At 72.6% G+C, this 20,903-nt stretch carries 20 protein-coding genes, 1 tRNA gene and 1 other RNA gene; 14 read left to right on the top strand and 8 right to left on the bottom strand.

The genetic code is table 11. The annotated features are described in order from the left end of the window. Nucleotides 1–7: 7 nt before the first annotated feature. Complete coding sequence (locus NITAL_RS26980) at nucleotides 8–562, bottom strand: hypothetical protein (RefSeq protein WP_052664763.1); 555 nt, start codon at nucleotides 560–562, stop codon at nucleotides 8–10. A gap of 131 nt (nucleotides 563–693) precedes the next feature. On the opposite strand from NITAL_RS26980, the gene ffs reads away from it, so the two are divergent. The 8 genes from ffs to NITAL_RS03500 all read left to right on the top strand — a co-directional run bounded on the left by ffs (nucleotide 694) and on the right by NITAL_RS03500 (nucleotide 9,588). Then, nucleotides 694–792, top strand: an RNA gene (ffs, locus tag NITAL_RS26180) — signal recognition particle sRNA small type. Between the two features lie 165 nt (nucleotides 793–957). Continuing rightward, complete coding sequence (gene dnaX, locus NITAL_RS03530) at nucleotides 958–3,015, top strand: DNA polymerase III subunit gamma/tau (protein ID WP_052664761.1); 2,058 nt, start codon at nucleotides 958–960, stop codon at nucleotides 3,013–3,015. 124 nt (nucleotides 3,016–3,139) lie between these two features. Then, complete coding sequence (gene recR, locus NITAL_RS03525) at nucleotides 3,140–3,733, top strand: recombination mediator RecR (RefSeq protein WP_052664759.1); 594 nt, start codon at nucleotides 3,140–3,142, stop codon at nucleotides 3,731–3,733. A gap of 209 nt (nucleotides 3,734–3,942) precedes the next feature. Beyond that, nucleotides 3,943–4,293 (top strand): GntR family transcriptional regulator, encoded by a 351-nt coding sequence (locus tag NITAL_RS29135; protein WP_211262177.1) that lies wholly within the window; start codon nucleotides 3,943–3,945, stop codon nucleotides 4,291–4,293. Next, complete coding sequence (locus tag NITAL_RS03515; RefSeq protein ID WP_052664757.1) at nucleotides 4,290–5,297, top strand: DUF1648 domain-containing protein; 1,008 nt, start codon at nucleotides 4,290–4,292, stop codon at nucleotides 5,295–5,297. Before NITAL_RS29135 ends, NITAL_RS03515 begins: the two co-directional genes overlap by 4 nt. 123 nt (nucleotides 5,298–5,420) lie before the next feature. After that, complete coding sequence (locus NITAL_RS03510; protein WP_052664755.1) at nucleotides 5,421–6,668, top strand: aspartate kinase; 1,248 nt, start codon at nucleotides 5,421–5,423, stop codon at nucleotides 6,666–6,668. Next, the gene (locus NITAL_RS03505; protein ID WP_052664753.1) at nucleotides 6,668–7,726 is read left to right on the top strand and encodes an aspartate-semialdehyde dehydrogenase; all 1,059 of its coding nucleotides are present in this window, start codon (nucleotides 6,668–6,670) and stop codon (nucleotides 7,724–7,726) included. The genes NITAL_RS03510 and NITAL_RS03505 overlap by 1 nt, the downstream gene beginning before the upstream one ends. A 143-nt stretch (nucleotides 7,727–7,869) precedes the next feature. Beyond that, the gene (locus tag NITAL_RS03500; RefSeq protein ID WP_052664751.1) at nucleotides 7,870–9,588 is read left to right on the top strand and encodes a BCCT family transporter; all 1,719 of its coding nucleotides are present in this window, start codon (nucleotides 7,870–7,872) and stop codon (nucleotides 9,586–9,588) included. Nucleotides 9,589–9,614: 26 nt separating this feature from the next. Here NITAL_RS03500 and NITAL_RS03495 read toward each other — a convergent pair whose 3' ends face one another. From NITAL_RS03495 to NITAL_RS03480, 4 genes are all read right to left on the bottom strand, one after another. Beyond that, the gene (locus NITAL_RS03495) at nucleotides 9,615–9,905 is read right to left on the bottom strand and encodes a MazG nucleotide pyrophosphohydrolase domain-containing protein (protein WP_052664749.1); all 291 of its coding nucleotides are present in this window, start codon (nucleotides 9,903–9,905) and stop codon (nucleotides 9,615–9,617) included. Between the two features lie 34 nt (nucleotides 9,906–9,939). Beyond that, nucleotides 9,940–10,016: transfer RNA gene (locus tag NITAL_RS03490), tRNA-Pro, on the bottom strand. Between the two features lie 95 nt (nucleotides 10,017–10,111). Further along, the gene (locus tag NITAL_RS03485; RefSeq protein WP_157041592.1) at nucleotides 10,112–10,990 is read right to left on the bottom strand and encodes a metallophosphoesterase; all 879 of its coding nucleotides are present in this window, start codon (nucleotides 10,988–10,990) and stop codon (nucleotides 10,112–10,114) included. 59 nt (nucleotides 10,991–11,049) lie between these two features. Continuing rightward, the gene (locus NITAL_RS03480; protein WP_052664745.1) at nucleotides 11,050–13,773 is read right to left on the bottom strand and encodes a transglycosylase domain-containing protein; all 2,724 of its coding nucleotides are present in this window, start codon (nucleotides 13,771–13,773) and stop codon (nucleotides 11,050–11,052) included. A gap of 346 nt (nucleotides 13,774–14,119) precedes the next feature. Here NITAL_RS03480 and NITAL_RS03475 point away from each other — a divergent pair, with 346 nt between their 5' ends. Beyond that, nucleotides 14,120–14,359 (top strand): WhiB family transcriptional regulator, encoded by a 240-nt coding sequence (locus NITAL_RS03475; protein WP_052664743.1) that lies wholly within the window; start codon nucleotides 14,120–14,122, stop codon nucleotides 14,357–14,359. A 370-nt stretch (nucleotides 14,360–14,729) separates the two neighbouring features. Here NITAL_RS03475 and NITAL_RS03470 read toward each other — a convergent pair whose 3' ends face one another. Genes NITAL_RS03470 through NITAL_RS03460 form a run of 3 tightly spaced genes read right to left on the bottom strand, consistent with a single transcriptional unit; the run spans nucleotide 14,730 to nucleotide 17,601 of the window. Continuing rightward, a complete protein-coding gene (locus NITAL_RS03470) occupies nucleotides 14,730–15,419 on the bottom strand; it encodes a T3SS (YopN, CesT) and YbjN peptide-binding chaperone 1 (RefSeq protein ID WP_052664742.1) in 690 nt (229 codons plus the stop codon). After that, nucleotides 15,416–16,546 (bottom strand): ArsA family ATPase, encoded by a 1,131-nt coding sequence (locus tag NITAL_RS03465; protein ID WP_052664740.1) that lies wholly within the window; start codon nucleotides 16,544–16,546, stop codon nucleotides 15,416–15,418. Before NITAL_RS03465 ends, NITAL_RS03470 begins: the two co-directional genes overlap by 4 nt. Continuing rightward, nucleotides 16,543–17,601, bottom strand: a complete 1,059-nt coding sequence (locus NITAL_RS03460; RefSeq protein WP_052664738.1) for an ArsA family ATPase — start codon at nucleotides 17,599–17,601, stop codon at nucleotides 16,543–16,545. The genes NITAL_RS03465 and NITAL_RS03460 overlap by 4 nt, the downstream gene beginning before the upstream one ends. Nucleotides 17,602–17,731: 130 nt before the next feature. Between NITAL_RS03460 and NITAL_RS03455 the strand changes: the two genes are divergently transcribed. The 5 genes from NITAL_RS03455 (at nucleotide 17,732) to NITAL_RS03440 (ending at nucleotide 20,838) form a co-directional block, all read left to right on the top strand. Beyond that, nucleotides 17,732–19,120: an NfeD family protein gene (locus NITAL_RS03455; RefSeq protein WP_052664736.1), complete on the top strand. Its 1,389-nt coding sequence runs from the start codon at nucleotides 17,732–17,734 to the stop codon at nucleotides 19,118–19,120. 181 nt (nucleotides 19,121–19,301) lie between these two features. Further along, a complete protein-coding gene (locus tag NITAL_RS03450; RefSeq protein WP_083441184.1) occupies nucleotides 19,302–19,625 on the top strand; it encodes a WhiB family transcriptional regulator in 324 nt (107 codons plus the stop codon). A gap of 112 nt (nucleotides 19,626–19,737) precedes the next feature. Then, nucleotides 19,738–19,878 (top strand): DUF4177 domain-containing protein, encoded by a 141-nt coding sequence (locus tag NITAL_RS26975; protein ID WP_157041591.1) that lies wholly within the window; start codon nucleotides 19,738–19,740, stop codon nucleotides 19,876–19,878. Then, on the top strand, nucleotides 19,871–20,350 hold the full coding sequence (locus NITAL_RS03445; protein ID WP_052664734.1) for a RidA family protein: 480 nt from the start codon (nucleotides 19,871–19,873) through the stop codon (nucleotides 20,348–20,350). The genes NITAL_RS26975 and NITAL_RS03445 overlap by 8 nt, the downstream gene beginning before the upstream one ends. 14 nt (nucleotides 20,351–20,364) lie before the next feature. Then, the gene (locus NITAL_RS03440) at nucleotides 20,365–20,838 is read left to right on the top strand and encodes a hypothetical protein (RefSeq protein ID WP_211262176.1); all 474 of its coding nucleotides are present in this window, start codon (nucleotides 20,365–20,367) and stop codon (nucleotides 20,836–20,838) included. The last annotated feature ends 65 nt before the right edge of the window (nucleotides 20,839–20,903 follow it).

The following is a 20,903-nucleotide window of genomic DNA, read 5'->3' as shown; positions in this document are numbered from 1 at the left end:
GCTCCGGTCAGCTGTCGGCGGGTGGTGGTGGGGTCGAGGAGACGAGGAGGGCGGAGGTCGACAGCACCGCGGTGACCCAGACCTGGGTCCCCGCGGTGATGCGCTCGGAGGCGCGGGCGTTGTACTTGCGCTGCTCGCCGTGGTGGCGGACGGTCACCTCGCCGTAGCCCTCCTCGGGGATGGTGGTGATGACGATGGCCGGGGTGCCCTCGAGCCCACGCGTGGTGGCGGTCTCGTCGGTCGGCATGTTCACGAGGCTGCGCATCATGACGGCGGCCAGGCCCCCGACGGCCACGCCACTGGCGAGCCCCCCGAAGGCACCGGCGGTCGCGCCGACACCGGTGCCGAACATGATCAGCGCGGCGCCGAACCCGAAGGCGGCGAGGAACGCACCGATGACCGGTCCGGACAGGATCCCGCCGCCGAACTCGAACTCGAACGCGCCGAGGAGGCCCTCGAAGACCTCGCCGAGGACGACCGAGAGGAGCAGCAGCGCGAGCCCGACCACGCCGATCACGATGAACGCCGTCACCGCGTCACCCCCCAGAACGAACTCCACCATGGCGGCACCGTAGTCGGTGCCGGCCTCGCCGCGTTGCTCATCTCGATGCCTGACCGCGCCTCGTTCGCGGTGCCCGGTCGCGGCCGGTACCGTCTGCCCCGCGGGGTCGTGCCCGCGGTGGAGTGCGGTGACGGGCGTCCGTCGGTGACGTCCCCCGGTGAACCGGGTCAGGGCCGAGAGGCAGCAGCCCTAAGCCGTTCTCGGACGGGTGCCGAGCCGGGCGCCCGTCGCCGGACCCCACCGTGGCCACGGCCCCGCACGCGCGTCCCGGGCCCTCGCGCGCGCCCCGTGGGATCGGCGCGATCGCCGGTCGACCTCGCCCGCCGCACGTGTCGGCGCCCCACGTACGATGCGGGCTCGCTGGTCCCCGTCCCCCTGCCCTCCCGGAGCTCCTCGTGGCGTACGTCTCGCTGTACCGCCGGTACCGGCCCGCGAGCTTCGAGGACATCGTCGGGCAGAAGCACGTGATCCAGACCCTCGTCAACGCCCTCGAGGAGGACCGGCTCCACCACGCGTACCTGTTCACGGGGCCGCGAGGGACCGGCAAGACCTCCACGGCTCGCATCCTGGCGAAGGCCATCAACTGCGAGCAGGGCCCGACGTCGCGGCCGTGCGGCACCTGCGGGCAGTGCGCGGCGATCACCGACGGGTCCTCGGTCGACGTGATCGAGCTCGACATGGCGTCCCACGGCGGCGTCGACGATGCCCGGGACCTGCGCGACAAGGCGCTGTTCGCCCCCGCCAGCGCCCGCCGCAAGGTGTACATCCTCGACGAGGTGCACATGGCCTCGACCGCGGCGTTCAACGCGCTGCTCAAGCTGATCGAGGAACCACCGGGACACGTGCTGTTCGCGATGGCGACCACCGACCCCCAGAAGGTCCTGCCCACCATCCTCTCGCGGGTCCAGCGGCTGGACCTCCGCCGGGTGGCCGCGGACGAGGTCGGCCAGCTCGTGCAGCGGGTCTGCGAGAACGAGGGCTACACGATCGAGGACGCCGCGGTCGAGGCGGTGGTCCGCGCCGGTGACGGCTCGGTCCGTGACACCCTCTCGGTCCTCGAGCAGGTGCTCGCCTTCGCGGGCAACCTCGAGTCCGGCGGTGGTGCGGTGACGGCCGAGGCGGTCGGTTCGGTGCTCGGTCACACCCCGCTCGAGCGGGTCGTCGAGGCGGTCGACCTCCTCGGTGCGCGCGACCTCGCGGGGCTGCTCGGGCTGGTGCAGGGCCTGGCCGACGACGGCCACGACCTTCGCCGGTTCACCCTCGACCTCGTCCAGCACGTCCGCGATCTGCTCGTCCTGCAGGTCGCGCCGGATCACCCCGACCTCGTGGATGCGACCGACGACCGGCGTCGGCGTCTGCAGGCGCAGACCGCCGTGCTCCCCCAAGCGGCGCTCCTGCGGGCCGTCGCCCGGCTGGCCGACACGCTCGCCGAACAACGCCAGGGCACCCCCCGGCTGCCCCTCGAGCTGGCGCTCGCCACCCTGGCGACGCCTGGTGCGGACGGTGACGTCGTTGAGCTCGGCGACCGCGTCGCACGCCTCGAGGCGGGCGCGCTGCCTGCTCCCCACCGCCCAGCGGCGACCACGGCCACCGAGGGTGGTGCGGCCGCACCGGCCGAGCGGGTCTCGACCGCCCCGGTCGGCGATGCCCGCGCCGCCGCTCGTGCTGCCGCCGCCGAGGCGGGGCGCCGACCGGCACCACAGCCGGCCGACACGGTCCCACCACCGACCCCCGATCCGCAGCCGGTGCCCGACCCGACGCCCGTGCCGACCCCGGTGCCCGATCCGACGCCCGTGCCGACGCCGGATCCGGTGCCCGACCCGACGCCGGATCCGGTGCCCGACCCGACGCCGGATCCGGTGCCCGACCCGACACCGGAGCCCGTGCCCGCCCCGGAACCGGTGGCCGACGCGGCACCTGAACCGGTGGCCGATGCGGCACCTGAACCGGCGACGGCCGCACCCGGACCGACCTCGGACGACCCGTTCGAACAGGTCGAGGCGCGCTGGGACGGCATCCTCGAGCTGGTCAAGGAACGCTCGCGCCGGGTCCACGCGGTGTTCCTGCCGGCGACCCCGCTGCGGGTTCGCAACCGCATCCTGTCGCTGCGCTACCCCAAGCGGTACGCCTCGTTCCACGGCGCCAACGCCGGCAAGGGTGAGTTCAGCGACGTGCTCGTCGAGGCGATCCAGCGGTCCACGGGCCTCAAGCTGCGCATCGACGTGGTCATCGAGGGGGACGATGCCCGGCGGCCCTCACCGCCGTCGGTGACCCCCGACGACGCGCGGACACCGGTGCTGGACGACGGCCCGTCACCGACCGAGGAAGCGGCCGTGCGCGAGGCGGAACAGGCCGCACCCGCGGCCCCGAACGCTGCGGCGACCGACGCGCTCCTCGCCAGCGAACTGGGCGCCGAACTGCTCGAGCACCGGCCGGCCCCGACCGAGACCTGACGGGGTCGGCGGCGCCCCGAACCGCGACGCGACTGCGGATGGCGCAGCTCACGCGGTGGGGACGCCGCCTCTCGGTACGCTCGCACCTCCGCCCGCCCGAGCGCTCCGACCCGAGGTGCCCGCCGTGTACGAGGGTGCCGTCCAGGATCTCATCGACGAGCTCGGCCGCCTCCCGGGCGTCGGGCCCAAGAGCGCGCAACGGATCGCCTTCCACATCCTCCAGGTCGAGCCGACCGATGCGCGCCGCCTCGCGGCGACGATCGTGAAGGTCAAGGACACGGTCCGCTTCTGTCAGCGGTGTTGGAACATCACCGAGCAGGAGGAGTGCCGCATCTGCCGGGACCCCCGGCGGGACGGTTCGGTGCTGTGCGTGGTCGAGGAGGCCCGCGACGTGGTCGCCATCGAACGCACCCGCGAGTACCGCGGCCGCTACCACGTGCTCGGCGGCGCCATCTCGCCGATCGACGGCATCGGCCCGGACGACCTCCACGTCAAGGAGTTGATCGGTCGCCTCGACGGTGAGCCGGTCGGCGAGATCATCCTCGCCACCAACCCCAACGTCGAGGGTGAGGCGACCGCCTCGTACCTCTCGCGTCTGCTGACCCCGCTCGGTGTCCGGGTGACCCGCCTGGCCAGCGGCCTCCCGGTCGGCGGTGATCTCGACTACGCCGACGAGGTCACCCTCGGACGCGCCTTCTCCGGCCGCCGCGACATCTGACCTCACAGCGACACGCATGCCGGGCCCGGCCAGTTGCTGGCGCCTGAGCGCCAGCAACTGCTGGTGGGCATCGGTGAACCCAGCGGGATGGGCCCGGTTGCTGGCGCCTGAGCGCCAGCAACTGCCCAGTGGCTCCATCGAGGTGACGGCCGATGTCAAAGCGATGAAAGTGCTATTACTACTATCACTATAGTGGTACCGTGGTCGGCATGGTGCTCCTGCGGATCGATCCGAACGGCGCTGGCCCGCTCCACGAGCGGATCGCCGGCGCGGTGCGGCGTGCCGTTGCCGACGGTGACGTCGTCCCCGGTGAGGTGCTGCCGGCGGCCCGTGACCTCGCTGGCGCCGTCGGCGTCAACGTCAACACCGTGCTGCGGGCGTACCGCGACCTGCGCGACGAGGGCCTGCTCGAGCTCCGTCGAGGACGCGGCGCGACCGTCCGTCGCGCCGCCGTCGACCGTGCGCGCCTGACCGAGCTCGCCGACGCGCTGCTGGCCGAGGCGGCCCGGGTCGGGATGACGCGCGAGGACCTGCACACCCTGCTGGAGGACCGGTCATGAACACCACGCCCAACGCCACCGCTCCCCTCGTGCCGACGCCGGGCACGCCCTGGCGCCGCGGCGCCGAGGTCGCCATCGTGGTGGTCGCCGTCATCGTGACCGTGGTCGCGCCCCTGCTGGTCTGGAACCGGCTGCCCGACCCCCTCGCCTCCCACTGGGGCTGGTCGGGCGCACCCGACCAGGGGTTGCCCCGCATCGCCGAGCTCCTGGTGGTCGTCGGCGCCGCGCTCATCGTCGGCGCCGGGCCGCTGGTTGCGGCTCGGACCCGGATGCCGCGGATGCACGCGCGCCTGCTCGTGGCGACCGCCACGGGGGGAAGCGTGCTGTTCGCCGTGCTCCGGGTGGTGACGCTCCGCGCCAACCTGGATGCCCCTACGTGGGAGGACGCGGCGCACCTGAGCGCGACCACGGGGCTGGTCGCCGTCGCTGCGACGCTGCTGGCCGCAGCCCTCGGTGCGTGGCTCGCCGGGGACCGGCCCGACCTCCCGATCGCGACCACCCCGGCTGTACCGTTCGAGGTGGCGCCAGGTGAGGCCGTCGTCTGGTCGGGCACCACGTCCGGCCGGATCGGGGTGATCCTCCCGTGCATCCTGCTCGCGATCGCGGCGCTGGGCGCGTGGCTGCTGCCCGCGGACGCGCGGCTGCCGGTCCTCATCGTGCTGCCGCTGGTGGCCGTCGCGACCACGCTGCTGGGACAGGCCCGGGTCACGGTCGGCCCGCGTGGGGTGGTGGTGGGCCTCGGGTGGTTCGGCTGGCCCCGGCTGACCGTGCCGCTCGAGGAGGTCGCCGACGTCGCGGTCGAGGAGGTCACGCCGGCTAGCTACGGCGGGTGGGGTCTGCGCCAGATGCCCGGAACGGTCGCCGTGGTGATCCGCCGCGGTCCCGGACTTCGGATCTCCCGGACCAACGGCCGCAGCTTCGTCGTCACCGTCGATGGCGCGGCCGAGGCGGCCGGCGTCCTGCTCGCCCACCGGAAGGCGGCCGCGGACGGGGCCTCGACCTGACCTCGCCGCGGGGCATCGCTACGCTCGTGCCGACCGCCTGTTGCACGGGCGGTCGACCCGTGTCGGAGCGTCCGTGCCCGCCCCACGGGCCCGACGACGGCGCGGCTCGAGGCGGTCGATCACGTGGCCATCGTGGTGCAGAAGTACGGCGGAACATCGGTCGGCGACACCGACCGGATGAAGCGCGTGGCCGATCGTGTGGCCCGCACCCACCGTGACGGCAACCAGACGGTGGTCGTGGTCTCGGCCATGGGCAAGACCACCGACGATCTGGTCGCGATGGCGCAACGCATCTCCGACGCACCTCCGCAGCGCGAGCTCGACATCCTGCTCACCTCCGGTGAGCGCATCTCGATGTCGCTGCTGGCGATGGCCCTCGCCGAGCACGGCGTGCCGGCCAAGTCGTTCACCGGGTCGCAGGCCGGCATCATCACCGACGCGGTGCACGGCAAGGCCCGCATCCTGGAGATCACACCGGGTCGTGTGCAGGAGGCCCTCGACGAGGGCAACGTGGTCATCGTCGCCGGGTTCCAGGGTGTCAGCCAGGACACCAAGGACATCACCAGCCTCGGTCGTGGTGGTTCCGACACCACCGCCGTCGCCCTGGCCGCCGCCCTCGGCGCCGACGTCTGCGAGATCTACACCGACGTGGACGGGGTCTTCACCGCCGATCCCCGCATCGTCGCGACCGCGAGGAAGCTGTCCTACGTCTCCTACGAGGAGGCGCTCGAGATGACCGCCCACGGCGCCGGGGTCCTGCAGACCCGGTCGGTGGAGTTCGGTCGCAACCACGGCGTGCGCATCCACGTGCGCTCGTCGTTCAGCTACACGCCCGGCACCTGGGTCGGGCCGAGGGAGGAGTCCACCGTGGAGGACGCCATCATCAGCGGTGTCGCGCACGACACCTCCGAGGCCAAGGTGACCGTCATGAAGGTCTCCGACCAGCCCGGGATCGCCGCGAAGCTGTTCTCGACGCTCGCGGACGCCAAGATCAACATCGACATGATCGTGCAGAACGTGTCGGCGGATGGGCGCACCGACATCTCCTTCACCCTTCCGCGGGGGGACACCAACCAGGCCCGCGCCATCCTCGAGCCCTACGCCGAGGCGATCGGTGCCGAGGGTGTGCTCGTCGACGAGAACGTCGCGAAGGTGTCGCTCGTCGGTGCTGGCATGAAGACCCACCCCGGGGTCGCCGCGAGGATGTTCAGCGCGCTGTCGGCGGCGGGTGTCAACATCGAGATGATCTCGACCTCGACCATCCGGGTCTCGGTCGTGATCGCCAAGGATCAGGTCGAGCCCGCCGTGCTCGCCGTCCACGAGGCGTTCGGGCTGTCCGAGGACCTCGTCGTCGCGGAGGAGGGCGCCTGATGGGGATCAAGATCGCCGTCGTCGGCGCCACCGGAGCGGTGGGCCGTGAGGTGCGCCACCTGCTCGCCACCCGTGACATCGACATCGAGGGGGACCCGGTCCTGCTCGCCTCCGCCCGCTCTGCGGGGACCAAGCTGGCGTGGCGGGACGGCGAGGTCGAGGTCCGCGAGGTCAGCGAGGACGCCTTCGCCGGTGTCGACATCGCCATCTTCTCGGCCGGCGGGGCTCGGTCGAAGGAGTGGGGCCCGATCGCGGCCGCGCAGGGTGCGGTCGTGGTGGACAACAGCTCGGCGTTCCGGATGGACGACGACGTGCCGCTGGTGGTCAGCGAGGTCAACCCCGAGGCGCTGCGGACGCGGCCCAAGGGGATCGTGGCCAACCCCAACTGCACCACGATGGTGCTGATGGTCGCGGTCAAGCCCCTCCACGACGCGTTCGGTCTGACCGACGTGGTGGCCACCAGCTACCAGGCGGCCGGCGGTGCGGGTCAGGCCGGCATCCGCGAGCTGCTCGAGCAGAGCGCCAAGCTGGTCGGCGACGAGGAGCGGTTGCGTTCGCGCGGGCTCGAGGCCGAAGCCGCCGTCGAGGCCGAGACCTTCAGCAAGGCGATCGCCTTCAACACCCTGCCGCACTGCGGCAACTTCGCCGACGACCGCTACACCGACGAGGAGTGGAAGCTCGTCAACGAGTCGCGCAAGATCCTCGGCCTGCCGGCCCTGCGCGTCTCGCCGACCTGCGTCCGCGTCCCGGTGGTCGTGGGCCACGGCATCGCCGCACGGCTGAGCTTCGCCGAGCCGGTCACGCGCGATGGCCTGATGGCGGCCCTCGAGGGTGCGCCGGGGCTGGTCATCGAGGACGGGACGGGTCAGGACGGCGAAGCGCTGGCCTACCCGAGCACGCTCGGGTCGGCCGGTCGCGACGAGGTCATCGTCGGCCGCGTCCGCGAGGATCTCGCCGATCCGCACAGCGCCAACCTGTTCGTGGCCGGTGACAACCTCCTGAAGGGGGCGGCGCTCAACGCCGTCCAGCTCGCGGAGCTGATCGCCGCGGGGGGCTGAACCACGAGGCAACGCGCGTGGGTCCGGAGCCGAACGGCCGGTGGTTCCTCGTCGCGATGTCCGAACGGCCCTGGCCATCGGGCGGGCGACCTCGGTGTACTGCGTAGGGTCGGACGCGATCCCGATCTTCGGTAGGTAACCCCGTGTCCAACCGCATGCAAGCCGTCCGCGACAGCGTGCACCCGGTGGTCTTCCCGGTCTCGGCGGCGGTGATCGTCGCCATCGTCGTCTTCGCCGGCGTGGCGACCGAGCTGGCCGGCGAGGTCTTCGCGGACACGCAGGCGTTCGTGCAGGACACCTTCGGCTGGTTCCTGATCGGCATCGTGGCGGTGCTGCTCGGCATCGCGGTCTACCTCGCCATCAGCCCCTTCGGCCGCATCAAGCTCGGGCCGGACGACAGCACGCCGGACTACAGCACGGGCGCCTGGTTCGCCATGCTGTTCAGCGCCGGCATGGGCATCGGTCTGGTGTTCTGGGGGGTCGCCGAGCCGATCTACATGTCCGAGGCGCCGCCACGCGCCGAGGCGGGCACCCCGGAGGCGGCGCAGGAGGCGATGAACTTCGCCTTCCACCACTGGGGGTTCAGCCCCTGGGCCGTGTACGCCATCATCGGCCTCGGACTGGCCTACTTCGGCTTCCGGCGCGACCTGCCCATGACGATCCGCTCGCTGTTCCACCCGCTGCTCGGGGACCGGATCAACGGCCCGATCGGGCACGCCATCGACGTCCTCGCGGTCGTGGCCACCATGTTCGGCATCGCGACCTCCCTCGGTCTCGGCGCCACCCAGGTCGCCGCGGGTCTCACCCGCGTCTTCGGGTGGGAGAACGCGGCTGGCAACGGCGGGCTGCTGCTGATCATCGGCGTCATCACCGCCCTCGCGACGGCGTCGGTGGTGTCCGGCCTGGACAAGGGCATCAAACGGCTGTCGCAGGTCAACATCGTCGCGGCCAGCCTCCTCGCCATCGTGGTGCTGCTCGTCGGGCCGACGCTCTACCTGTTGTTCGCGGTCGTGGAGAACACCGGCAGCTACCTGCAAGGCATGTTCGACACGCTCGCGTTCACCGGGACCTACGCCGGCGAGCAGGCCGACGACTTCCTCGGCAGCTGGACGATCTTCTACTGGGCGTGGTGGATCTCGTGGTCGCCGTTCGTCGGGATGTTCATCGCCCGTGTCTCGCGTGGGCGCACCATCCGTGAGTTCGTCACCGGTGTCCTGCTCGCCCCGACGCTGGCCTCGTTCGCGTGGTTCACGATCTTCGGCAACACCGCACTCGGCCTGCAGCCGGTGATCGACGAGGTCAACGAAGCCGGCGAGTCCGTCGCGATGTTCGCGCTGATCGAGAACCTCGGGCTGCCGGCCGGCCTCGTGACCGGGATGTCCCTGCTGGTGATCTTCGTGGTCGTGGTGTTCTTCATCACCAGCTCGGACTCGGGGTCCTTCGTGGTCGACATGCTGACCTCCGGCGGCGACCTCGACCCCGCGGTCGAGACCCGCGTCTTCTGGGCGGTCAGCGAGGGTGCGGTCGCGGCTGCGCTCCTCCTGCTGGGAGGGACCGCGGGGCTCCAGGGGCTGCAGGCCGGAGCGGTGTCCGCGGGCTTCCCGTTCGCGATCGTGCTCATGTTCGCCGCGTGGTCGCTGCTCAAGGGCCTGCGCGAGGAAACGGCGGGGCCGAAGCGTCCACGGGCCGGTGCGCCGCCGCTGACCGTCCACGACGCGACCCGCCGTGAACGAGAGCGGCGACAGATCGAGCTGCGTGAGCGTGAGCTGGCGCAACGTGAGCGTGAGCTGGACCTGCGTGAACGTGAGCTCGAACTGGCCGAGGATCCTCCCGGTGGCGCCGGACCCCGCGACGGCCGCTGATCCGCCGCGCCGCGGCGAGGGTGCGTTCAGGGGTGAGCGCCGCACCCGCACGGTGACGCGTCGCACTTCGGACAGCCGTGCTCGTAGCGGCGGGCGGCCTCGGCCATGTCGACGCCGGTGAGGTCCGCGAGGGTCACCAGCCACGCGAGCACGTCGGAGAACTCCTCCACGCGCTGGTCGTGTCCCTGGCGCCGGATGGCACGGGACAGCTCACCGACCTCCTCGATGAACCAGCCGAAGGTCGCGTCGACGCCGCGGCCCCGGTCGGCGTCGCCGTACGTGGCGCGGATGGTGGCCTGGAGCGCGGCGAGGTCCAACGCGAGAACTCCTGCTCGGGGGTGACCCTCGGTGTGGTCGGGATGGCGGGATTCGAACCCACGACCTCCTCGTCCCGAACGAGGCGCGCTACCAAGCTGCGCCACATCCCGTCGAACGAGAGCACACCCCCGAACAGGAGCGGCGGGAGCGTACACGCGGCCTCGGAGGCGCGCGAAAACGCGTCCGGTGAGCGTGACGCCACCCGCTACCCGGTGAGGTCGAGGAGCGTGGCCTCCGGGCGGCACGCGAACCGCAGGGGGGCGTAGGCAGAGTGGCCGAGCCCGGGGGAGACGTGCAGCCAGCGGCGGTCCCACCGGGAGACACCACGGGCCTGACGCAGGGGCACGTCGCAGTTGGCCGTCAACGCCCCCACACCGGGGACGCGCACCTGGCCGCCGTGGGTGTGCCCCGCGAGCAGCACGTCGTGGCCAGCCTGGACGAGCCGGTCGAGCGCGGCGCGGTACGGCGCGTGGACGAGCCCGAGGCGGAGCGCCGCATCCGGATCGGTCGGGGCGACCTGGTCGGCAGGCGGCAGGACCTCGTCGGGTGCCCGGCCCTGCCCGAACGCGAGGTGGGGGTCGTCGATGCCACCGACCGCCACGGTCCCGACCGTCGTCGGGATCTCGGTGGTGGTGTCCACCAGGGTCCGGTACCCGTGGCGCTCCATGGCGCCGACGAACCGCTGGGTGTCGAGCGGTTGGCCGTGGATCCGCCGTCCCGGCGCGGTGAAGTAGGCGAGGGGGGACTTCGGCACCGGGCCGTAGCGGTCGTTCGATCCGAGGACCAGCAGACCGGGGCGGCCTCCGGAGGTCAGCGGGGCCAGCGCGCGGGCGGTGGCCTCCTCGTGGTCGACCCAGCCGAGCAGGTCGCCTGTGGCGACCACGAGGTCGTGGTCGAGGTCGGCCAGCGACGCCAGGAAACGGACGCGGTGGTCCTGCCAGGGCGCGAGGTGGGTGTCCGCGACGTGCAGGATGCGCAGCCGGCCGGGACGACGGAGCGCACCGGGCAGGACGTGGTGGTCGATGCGGTACCAGCGCGGCTCGACCATCGTGGCGTACGCGGTGGCCGCTGCCCCTGCCACCACCAGACCACGGGCGACGCTCCGCGCGGTCGATCGGCCGGCGGGCGCACCGGGGTACGACGTCACTGGTCCTGACCGGGTGGGCCGCCGCCCCCGCGACCGGGCGGTCCGCGATCGTCGTCGCCGTCGTCACCGGGCGGCGGATCGTCGTCGTCGGGGTCCTCCTCCCGGAGGACGCCGACCTCGAGGACCACGATCGAGACGTCCTCGTCGAAGGGTTCGAGCGTCTTGCCCGCGCCGGGGGACTGAGCGAGGACCCGGTCGACCTGGTCCTCGTCGTCGACCTCGACGTCGACCCGGTTCACCCCGTAGCCCGCCGCTGTCAGGACCTCAGTGGCTTCCTCGAGGGTGAGACCGACCACCTTGGGCACGGTCGGGATCTCACCCTCGCCGTTGGAGATCTCGAGGGTGATCTGCGACCCGAGCGGTGCGCGCGAGCTCGGCGTCGGGTCCTGCCGCAGGAAGGTGCCCTCCGGGCGGAAGTCGTCGACCTCGCTGACCCGGAGGCGGAACCCGGCCGCCAGCGCGATGCGTTCGGCTTCGGCGATCGAGTCGGCACGGAGGATGTCGGGGACCGATCCGGTCGGCAGCGGGCCGGGGTCGGGGAAGCCGGCGGGCTCGAACCGCTGCACGGCCTGACGCATGTAGTCGGCCCACATCGGTGCGGGGATGGTCCCGCCGAAGACCCGGGCGCGGTGCTGCCCGGCGATCGTCACGTTCTCGAGGGTCTTGGCCCGGGGTTCGGGGCAGACCCAGACCTCGCCGCTCCGGAAGGTGTCGTTCTCCCCGGACCCGCACACCTCGCGGGCGGCCTCCTCGGTGGCGAAGGCCAGGGTGCCGTTGTCGTACCCGATCCACGCCGCGGTCGAGAGCTGCTTGACGTACCCGACGAACCAGGCGTCCACGTAGTTGTTGGTCGTCCCGGTCTTGCCGCGGGTCGGCCAGCGTCCGAGGTTGGCCACCGGCGCGGTGCCGCCCGACTGGACCGACCCGGCCATGATGTCGACCACACGGTCGGCGACCTGGGTGTCGAGCACACGGTTGCAGTCGGGCTGGTGCTCCCAGATGACCCGACCGTGGGCGTCCTCGATGTGGGTGATCGGGAACGGGGCGCAGTGCACACCGCGGTTGGCGAAGGTCGCGTACGCGGAGGCCATCTCCAGCGGGGTGGTCGGTCCGGTCCCGAGCGCCAGCGAGCACCCGGGGACGTGGTCGCTGGTGTCCACCCCGACCCGGGCCGCGACGTCGAGCATCTTCTCGGGGCCGATGTCGGCGATCAGCAGCGCGTGGTAGACGTTCGACGACTGCTTGACCGCCTCGTACATGTCCAGCACGCCGTTGCCGCCCGAGTTCCTCACGGTGTAGGGAGTGCCGCCGGGGTTGGAGCACCCGGGGATGTCCTGCGGGCCCGTCGCATCGACCGTCAGCGCGGGCGAGACGCCGTCCTCGAGCGCGGCGGCGATCAGCAGGGGCTTGGCGGAGGAGCCGGGCTGGCGACCCTCCGGGTTGGTGGTGGTGGGACGCGGGTTGGTCGGCACGGCGAAGTTGACCTTGGTCCGGTCGCACAGCAGCTCGCCGCGCGGCCCGGTGCCGACCCAGCTGTCATCCTCGCCGCACGTGCCGTAGTCGCGGGGACCGAGGGCCATCGTGAGGATGGCGCCGGTCTCGGGATCGATCGAGACGATCGCACCGGACGGCTCGAGGGCGATCTCCTCCGGCGTCTCGCCCTCGTAGGTCAGGTGCTTGCGCAGCGACTCCTCGGCGGCGGCCTGCAGCTCGGGGTCGAGGGTGGTGTGGATGCGCAGGCCGGACTGGAAGACGGTGCGGCGGCGCTCCTCGAACGAGGTCCCCATGGCGTCGAGGGCGCTGGTCTGGGAGCCGAGCGCCCGGGCCACGTCGTCGTTGGTCAGCAGCCGCGACACCCACTCGACCCAGTAGGGGTTCTCGGGAGCCGGGGCCTCGGAGATGTTCGGCTCGAGTTCCTGGGCGATGGCGGCATCGGCCTGCGCCCGGGTGATGAACCCGTGGACGGCCATCTGACGCAGCACGATGTCGCGGCGATCGACGGCGTTCTGCGGGTTGGCGATCGGGTTGTTGCGCTCGGGGCTGCGCAGCATGCCGGCCAGGGTGGCGGCTTCGCCGAGCGTGAGCTCCTCGACGGGCTTGGAGAAGTAGCGGTCGGCGGCCGTCCCGATGCCGTAGACCCCCGAACCGAAGTACGAGCGGTTGAGGTAGCGCTCGAGGATCTCGTCCTTGGTGAACCGGTCCTCGATCTCGATGGCGTAGATGGCTTCCTGGATCTTGCGGGCGACCGTCTGCTCGGGCGACAGGAAGGCGAGTTTGACGTACTGCTGGGTGATGGTCGATGCGCCGGACTCGATGCCGCCGGACTGCACGTTGGTCAGCGCGGCACGGACGATCGCGAGGTGGTTGACCCCGCGGTGGTTGTAGAAGTCGGCGTCCTCGGTGGCCAGGACCGCGTTGATCGCGTCGGGGGGCACCTGGTCGAGGGTCACCGGGACCCGGTTCTCCTCGAAGTTGAGCTCGGCGAGTTCGCTGCCGTCAGCCGCGTAGACGTAGGAGTTCTGCGGTGGGACGTCGGCGTCCCCGAGCGGTGGGACGTCGAGCACGTCGCGTTCGACCGAGGCGAGCACCTCGGAGGCGGCGAGGGCGGCGGGCAGTACGAGCACGCCGAGCATCAACCCGATGCCCGTCGCGACGGCCACGAGCAGGGTCAGCCGGGCGGTGAGGGGGCCGAGACGTCCGGTCGGTGCCGAGGCGTTCACGGTCGGGCAGGCTCCTGGTGGGCGGGCAGGACGTGCCGGGCGGAGGGCCCGATCGCTCCCCCGAGCCGGGGGCGTGCACGTCGGAGGCCGGGCAGCGGCCGCGGTCAGGGTACCGATGGACGGGTCCTCGCTCCCGGCGTCGTGTCCGGACCCCCGCCTCGTGGTCCGGCCGGGTCGACGCCGCGGCCACGCGGGCCGCGAACGGGGCCAGCTGACTAGCCCCGTTCAACCCCCCAAACCCCCCAGGCTGACTATGGAGAGCGGGCAGGTCGGGCCGTAGCTTCGCGGGTACGCCGTGAACGGGGCGTGCGGCAGGTGTGGGCGGAAGCGAGCGAGGGGAACGCGCGTGGAGGACCAGGAGTGGGCCGACCGGGCCCGGTGTCGCGGGGTGGATCCGGAGCTGTTCTTCGCGCGAGCCCTGCACGAGGCCAAGCCGGCCCTGAAGGTGTGTGGCCGCTGTCCGGTCAAGGAGCAGTGCCTCGAGTACGCCCTGAGCCACGACGTGGACTACGGGGTGTGGGGCGGCCTGACCGAGCGTCAGCGCCGTGCCGTCGGCCGTCGCGTCCAGCTGGCGCGCGTCAGCTGAGCTGATCCACCGGCGGCGCGGACCGAGGCCCCCCAGGGGGCCGAGGGAGCACGCACGGTGGTCCTGTGAGGTCGCGCAGCGACCGGAGCAGGACGAACTGACCGGCGGCGCGGACCGAGGCCCCCAGGGGGCCGAGGGAGCACGCACGGTGTCCTGTGAGGTCGCGCAGCGACCGCAGCAGGACGAACTGACCGGCGGCGCGGACCGAGGCCCCCAGGGGGCCGAGGGAGCACGCACGGTGGTCCTGTGAGGTCGCGCAGCGACCGCAGCAGGACGAACTGACCGGCGGCGCGGACCGAGGCCCCCCAGGGGGCCGAGGGAGCACGCACGGTGGTCCTGTGAGGTCGCGCAGCGACCGCAGCAGGACGATCTACAGGTAGCCGGAGGCGTTGGGGGCCGGCGGCTCGGGGTCGACCCGCGGTGGTTCGACCCCGCGCTGGACGTCGTCGGGGGCGTCGGCGAAGGTGCCGCCGCCGAAGCGGTCCCGGATGGGGTGGTCGAGCCGGGCGGCGGTGGTGGCGACCGCGGCGACGGCGCTCTGCAGCTCGGGGCCGTCGAGCGTGGTGCCGAGGAGGGTGTGCCGCAGCCACACGGCCCGGTTGCCGACGTCGTAGCTGAACGCCCCGAAGCCGAGCGTGTGGTTGGTGGTCAGCAGGAAGGCGGCGAGGTCGGGGGTCAGCTCGACGTCGACGTTGGTGACCGAGAAGACGCCGACCTGCGGGCCGATCGGTGACCCGCTGACGGTGACGAAGATGCGCGCGCCCTCGTGGGTGAAGGTGTAGTTGCCGAAGGCGTCGACCTCGTAGCCGCCGAGGATGGCGCGCAGCAGTCCCCCGACGTGGGTGCGCAGGTCGTCGGGGTCGATGAAGACGCCGGTACGGCGGGGTGGGCGCGGTGGCGTCGCGGACCGGGCGACCGCGGCGAGCGCCGACGACGGGTCGTGGCCGGTGTCGCTGGCACTCGCTTCGTCGCCTCCCGGGGTCGCCGTGTCGTCGGGCTCGTCCGGCGCGGGCTGCTGCTCGTCGTCCTCGCGGGCGGCGGTCGGGTCCTGGTCACTCACCTGGGGCTCCCGGTCGTCAGGGTGTGGGCGATGGCGCTGAGACCGTCGAGGTCGTGCACGTCCTCGGCGAGCAGGGGGACGTGGACCACCGGATCGACGCTCAGCCCGTAGCGGGCGGCCTCGACGTCGTGGCGTTGGCGGGTGGCGAGGCCACGCACGTCGCCGAGCAGGGACAACGCGCCGGCGATCGCGCGGCCGGTGGTGTCGTCGGGCTGGTCGGCGATCGCTCGTGCCAGGGCGGCGTCGGACGGGTCGCGTGGCACCTCGGGGCGGATGCGGTTGACCACCAGCCCGGCGGCGTGCAGCCCCTCCTGTTCGAGCCGTTCGAGGAAGAAGCGGGCCTCGCGGAGGGGGGGTGGTTCGGGGGAGGTGATCACCACGAACCGTGAGCTCGGGTCCTGGAGCAGCTCGAGCACCTCGGCGGCGCGCTGCTTGAAGCCGTCGTACATGCCCTCGAAGTTGCGGAAGAAGTCACCGAGGTCCTCGAGCAGGTCCATGCCCGTGACGCGTCCGGCGACGCGCATGAAGGCGGTGGCGCCGAACCCGACGACCCGGCCGACGCCCTTGCCGGCCGCGACCGAGGGCTTGAGCAGCAGGGTCAGGAGCCGGCCGTCGAGGAACGAGGTCATGCGTTTCGGGGCGTCGAGGAAGTCGAGGGCGCTGCGCGTCGGTGGGGTGTCGACCACGAGCAGGTCCCACTCGCCGGTGTCGTGCAGCTCGTGCAGCCGCTCCATGGCCATGTACTCCTGGGTCCCCGAGAGGGTGGAGGACAGGGTCCGGTAGATGCGGTTCTGCTTGACCGCCCGGGCGTTGGCCGGCGTCGTGGCATGGGTGTCGACGAGTCGGTCGAAGGTGGTCTGCATGTCGAGCATCATGGCCCACAGCTCGCCGCCGTCGGTCGTGACGCCGTCGAGGTGGACCCGGGCAGGGGTGTCGTCGAGGCGGTCGAGGCCCATCGCCTGTGCGAGCCGCCGTGCCGGGTCGATGGTCAGCACGAGGGTCCGTCGGCCGGCGCGGGCGGCGGCCAGGCCGATGGCGGCGGCGGTGGTGGTCTTGCCGACGCCGCCGGCGCCGGTGGTCACCAGGACGTGCGCGTCCTCGATCGCGTCGCGGAGGCCATCGCTCACGCGTGCCCTCCGGCGTCGAGGGTGGGCACGATCCCGTCGAGCAGGTCGACGGCGCGCGGGCCGGGTTCGCCGACCTGGAGGGCGAGGGCGTCGGCGAGCACCTCGAGGTCGCGGACGTCGAAGGTCGCACCGGTCAGCTGGGGCAGGCTCAGCACGCCGCTGCGGGTGCGGGTCTCGAGGTCGGCCCGCAAGGTGGCCTGCTGCCCGATGCGGGCCTGGTGCTCGGCGGCGAGCTGGAGGGTGAGCTCGGCGGTGCGGCCGGACATGGGTGCGCCGGCGGCTTCGGCCCGTTCCCGCAGCCCGTCGGCGCCGAGGGAGGCGAGCGCCGCGGTGCCGGCGTCGTCGAGCCGGGGCCGTTCCACCTGGTTGGCGACGACCGGACCGACGGCGATCCCTGCGCGGGTGAGGGCCGCGACCCCCTCGATGGTCTCCTGGACCGGCATCTCCTCGAGGAGGGTGACCACGATGGCCTGGACGCGGGCGGGGTCCTGGAGCATCTCGCGGATGAGGCCCGCCTGGCGTTTGATCGGTCCGACGCGGACGATCTCGGTGACGCCCTCGGGTGCCTCGAGGAAGGGCACGATGCGTCCGGTCGGGGGCGCGTCGACCACGATCAGGTCGTACTGGCGACGCCCGTCGTCGCGCCGCCGCGCTTCGATCTCGTAGATCTTGCCGATCAGCAGCAGGTCCCGGAGGCCGGGGGCGGCGGTCGTCACGAAGTCGAGCGCGTTCGAGCGCTCCATGAACCACTGGACCCGTTTGAGGCCGTAGAACATCTCGAGGTACTCGTAGACGGCATCGGCGGGGTCGAGGGCCGCACCCCACAGCCCGGCGCGGAACTCCCGCTCGGTGTAGTCCCACGGGTGGGTCCCGAACGTGCGGTGCAGCCCCTGGCGTCCCTCGACCTCGACGAGGAGGGTGCGGCGGCCCGAGGACGCGCCGGCGAGCGCGAGGGAGGCGGCGACGGTGGTCTTCCCGACGCCGCCCTTGCCGGTGACGATGACGACGTTGGCCGGCAGCAGGCCGTCGAGACCGTGTGGGAGTGACGAGGACATAGGGCGACGATCCTAGGCGGCCGGGGGGTGGCGACGGTCACGACCGGTGGGGGGCGGACGGACCCGATGGTCGTTCGTGGCCGCCTCGGCGGGGGACCGGGGCCCGTACGGACGGCGGTACCCTCCGGCCATGGCTCCCACGTCCGCGGCGCTGCGCCGCCTCCTCGTCGTGCTCGTGCTCCCGGCCCTCCTCCTGGGACTCACGGCCTCGCTCGCGTCCGCTGCCCAGACGGCGGACGACGCCGGCCTGCCCTCGGAGGATGCCGACAGCGTCGAGCGTCTGGTCGAGATCCTGCCGCTGAGCGGGTTCCTCGACCCGCCGACGTCCGCGCAGATCACCGACGTGCTCGACCTCGCGGCGGCCGACGGCTCGGTCCTGGTCGTGCTCCAGCTCGATGCGGGCGGAGGCGTCTCGGTCGACACCGATGAGCTGCTGGCCGCCATCGAGGCGTCGCCGGTCCCGGTCGCCGTCCTGGTCGGTCCGCTCGGATCCGGGCCGCGTGCCGCTGGAGCCGCCGGCCTGCTGTGGCTCGCGGCCGACGTCCGCGCGGTGGCGCTGGACGCCACCGTCGGGCCGCTCGACCCGGCCGACCTGACCGACCTGACCGATTACCTCGTCGCCGAGGTCGCCGGCGGCCTGTCGCGGGACGTGGACGACGAGCAGATCGTCACGCGCCTCCTCGACGACGAGGTCACCGCCGAGGAGCTGGAGGCGCTCGGGACCGCCGACCTCGCCGTCGCGGGACTCGAGGCGCTGCTGCTCGAGCTCGACGGCACCGAGGTGGCGGGCCAGCAGCTGACCATCCAGGGCGACGAGGTGGGCGTGCGGTTCCACTCGCTCGGGCTGGTGCGCCGCCTGCTGCACGCTGCGACCACGGCCCCGTTCATCTACCTGCTGCTGACCGTCGGCCTCGGGATGTTGCTGTTCGAGGTCTTCCAGCCCGGCTTCGGCGTCGCCGGGCTCGCCGGGCTCATCACCGCCGGCATCGGGGTGTTCGGCCTCTTCGTCCTGCCCGTCACCTGGTGGGCGGTGGCGTTGGTGGTGCTCGGACTGCTCCTGTACGCGGTGGATACGGCCGTGGCCGGCTTCGGGCCGGTCACGCTGGCCGCGACGGTGGCGTTCGCGGTGGGCTCGCTGAACTTCTACGACGCCGACGTGCTCACCCTGCCCGTCTGGCTCGTGGTCGTCACGACCGTGTCGGCGTTCGCCTTCTTCGTGCTGGTGATGACGTCGATCCTGCGCGCGCAGGCTGGCCCCGAGGGCGTCACGGTCGAGGACCTGGTGGGCAAGGCCGGCATCGTCCGTTCGGTGCTCAACCCGGAGGGTCACGTCTACCTCGACGGAGCCCTGTGGCGGGCACGGTGGACCGGCGAGGCCAAGCGCGCCAAGGTCGGCACACCTGTGCGGGTACACGCCGTGGACGGCCCGGTCGTCCTCGTCGAACCGTTCGAGCCAGCGTCGGCGGGGTCGGTCGCCGGTGGTGGCGACGCGGCGGCCAGCGGTCCGGCCGAGGCCTGAGGTCGGGCCGCGGACGGCGCCCACCGCGGCCCGTCCGACGGCGGCGCGTGACGCTCCGTGCCGAGCCGCTCGCAAGTGCACGCACGTGTTGAACGACGGCGAGCGCTCAGGGTCTAGTCAAGCCCTACCCCCTGGCCATAGTGTCCCCGCCCTGCGCGTCGGCCGGACCGAGGGGGAGCCGTTGCGTGATCTCGAGGAAGCACCGCTGCTCCGGCTCGATGCGCTGGGCGCTGCCGCGGACGACGACGGGTGGGCCCTGACGGCCCGTTGCCGCGGCGAGGACCCGACGCTGTTCTTCGGCCCGAACCGCTTCGAGCCCAAACGTGAGCGGCTCACCCGCGAAGCGGCTGCCAAGGCCGTCTGCGCCGGGTGCCCGGCGCTCGCGGAGTGCCGCGAGCACGCCCTCACGGAGGGTGAGCTGTACGGCGTGTGGGGGGGCCTCGGCGAGAGCGATCGTCGCTCCATCCTCGCGGCGCGGGGCGGCGCCATGCCGCGCAGCGCCTGACCGACGCGTGGTCCCCCGCGCGGTGGTTCGTCAGCCGCGCCGCCAGGACCTAGGTTCGCGTGCCCGTACGCGGCCACGAGGCCCGCGCCCGCCCGAGCACCCGAGGTGACCTGTGACCCGCTGGGAGTACGCCACCGCACCCCTGATCAGCCACGCGCTGCAGCAGATCCTCAACCAGTGGGGCTCGGACGGTTGGGAGCTGGTCGCCATCGCCGACAACGTGGCCTACTTCAAGCGGCCCGTCGGTGAGTGAGGCCACGACCGTCGCGGAGCGGCTCGCGGCGCTTCGGTTGACCCTGCCGACCCCGCCGGCGCCGGCCGCGGCCTACCAGCCCTTCGCGGTGGCCGGTGAACTCGTCCACACCGCCGGACAGCTGCCGCTGGTCGACGGCACCCTGGCCGGGACGGGGACCTGCGGTGACGGTGTGACCACCGAGGACGCGGCGGAGCTCGCCCGCCTCGCCGCCATCAACGTCCTGGCCGTGGCGCGGGCAGCGGCGGGCGGCACCGACGCCGATCTCGAGCGGGTCCGGATCGTGAAGGTGACCGTCTTCGTGGCCTCCACGCCGGACTTCACCGAGCAGCACCTGGTCGCCAACGGGGCGTCCACGCTGCTGGCCGACGTGCTCGGGGATGCGGGCGTCCACGCCCGCTCGGCCGTCGGCGTGTCGGCGCTCCCGCTCGGCAGCCCCGTCGAGGTCGAGGCGATCCTCCGGATCGGCTGACGAGGAGGCCCGCCGTGCCCGAGCAGCCCGATCCCGGTCACCGCCGGCCCGTCGGCGCCGACGACGGCACGGTCGAGGCCGTCGGCAAGGTCAGCGAAGCCTACGAGTGGATGATCCGGGCCCGCGGGTCGCTGTACGCCTTCCACCAGGAGCTCGGCCGGGCCGACCTGATCCTCGGCGAGGCCGTCCTCCAGCTGCGCGCCGCCGGTCACCACGACCTCGCCGACCGGGTCGCGACCGAGTGGCTCGGGCGCAACGCCCTGCCCGACCGCTGGACCTTCGAGGTCGTCGAGGCGTTCGACGACACCTACTGGAACGTGGCCGTCGATCTCGAACGTGAGGTCCGCGAGACGTTGCTCGGTGGCCGCCGGCACGTTCACGAATCCGAGATGAAGGTGGCGCGCCGGGACGGTTCCGACGACGCGGCGCTGCCGGGTCCCGACGACGACGTGGCCGACCACCCCGGCGACGGCCGCCCTGCGACGTGAGGTGCTCACGGCGACGTCTGCGACGCAGGTCTGCGCATGTGGCGTCGCGGTGAGCCGGAGGTGTC

Origin of the sequence: Nitriliruptor alkaliphilus DSM 45188 (assembly GCF_000969705.1) — a bacterium.
GTDB lineage: Bacteria > Actinomycetota > Nitriliruptoria > Nitriliruptorales > Nitriliruptoraceae > Nitriliruptor > Nitriliruptor alkaliphilus.
Note: the sequence above shows the minus strand (reverse complement) of the source record. Positions and strands in the feature narration are given on the sequence as shown.

Bases quoted from the DNA above. Each gene is read 5' to 3' on its own strand.
- NITAL_RS03515 (WP_052664757.1), top strand. From the start codon at position 4,290: ATGAACACCACGCCCAACGCCACCGCTCCCCTCGTGCCGACGCCGGGC.
- NITAL_RS03455 (WP_052664736.1), top strand. From the start codon at position 17,732: ATGGCTCCCACGTCCGCGGCGCTGCGCCGCCTCCTCGTCGTGCTCGTG.
- NITAL_RS26980 (WP_052664763.1), bottom strand. From the start codon at position 562: ATGGTGGAGTTCGTTCTGGGGGGTGACGCGGTGACGGCGTTCATCGTG.
- NITAL_RS29135 (WP_211262177.1), top strand. From the start codon at position 3,943: ATGGTGCTCCTGCGGATCGATCCGAACGGCGCTGGCCCGCTCCACGAG.
- NITAL_RS03505 (WP_052664753.1), top strand. From the start codon at position 6,668: ATGGGGATCAAGATCGCCGTCGTCGGCGCCACCGGAGCGGTGGGCCGT.
- NITAL_RS03460 (WP_052664738.1), bottom strand. From the start codon at position 17,601: ATGTCCTCGTCACTCCCACACGGTCTCGACGGCCTGCTGCCGGCCAAC.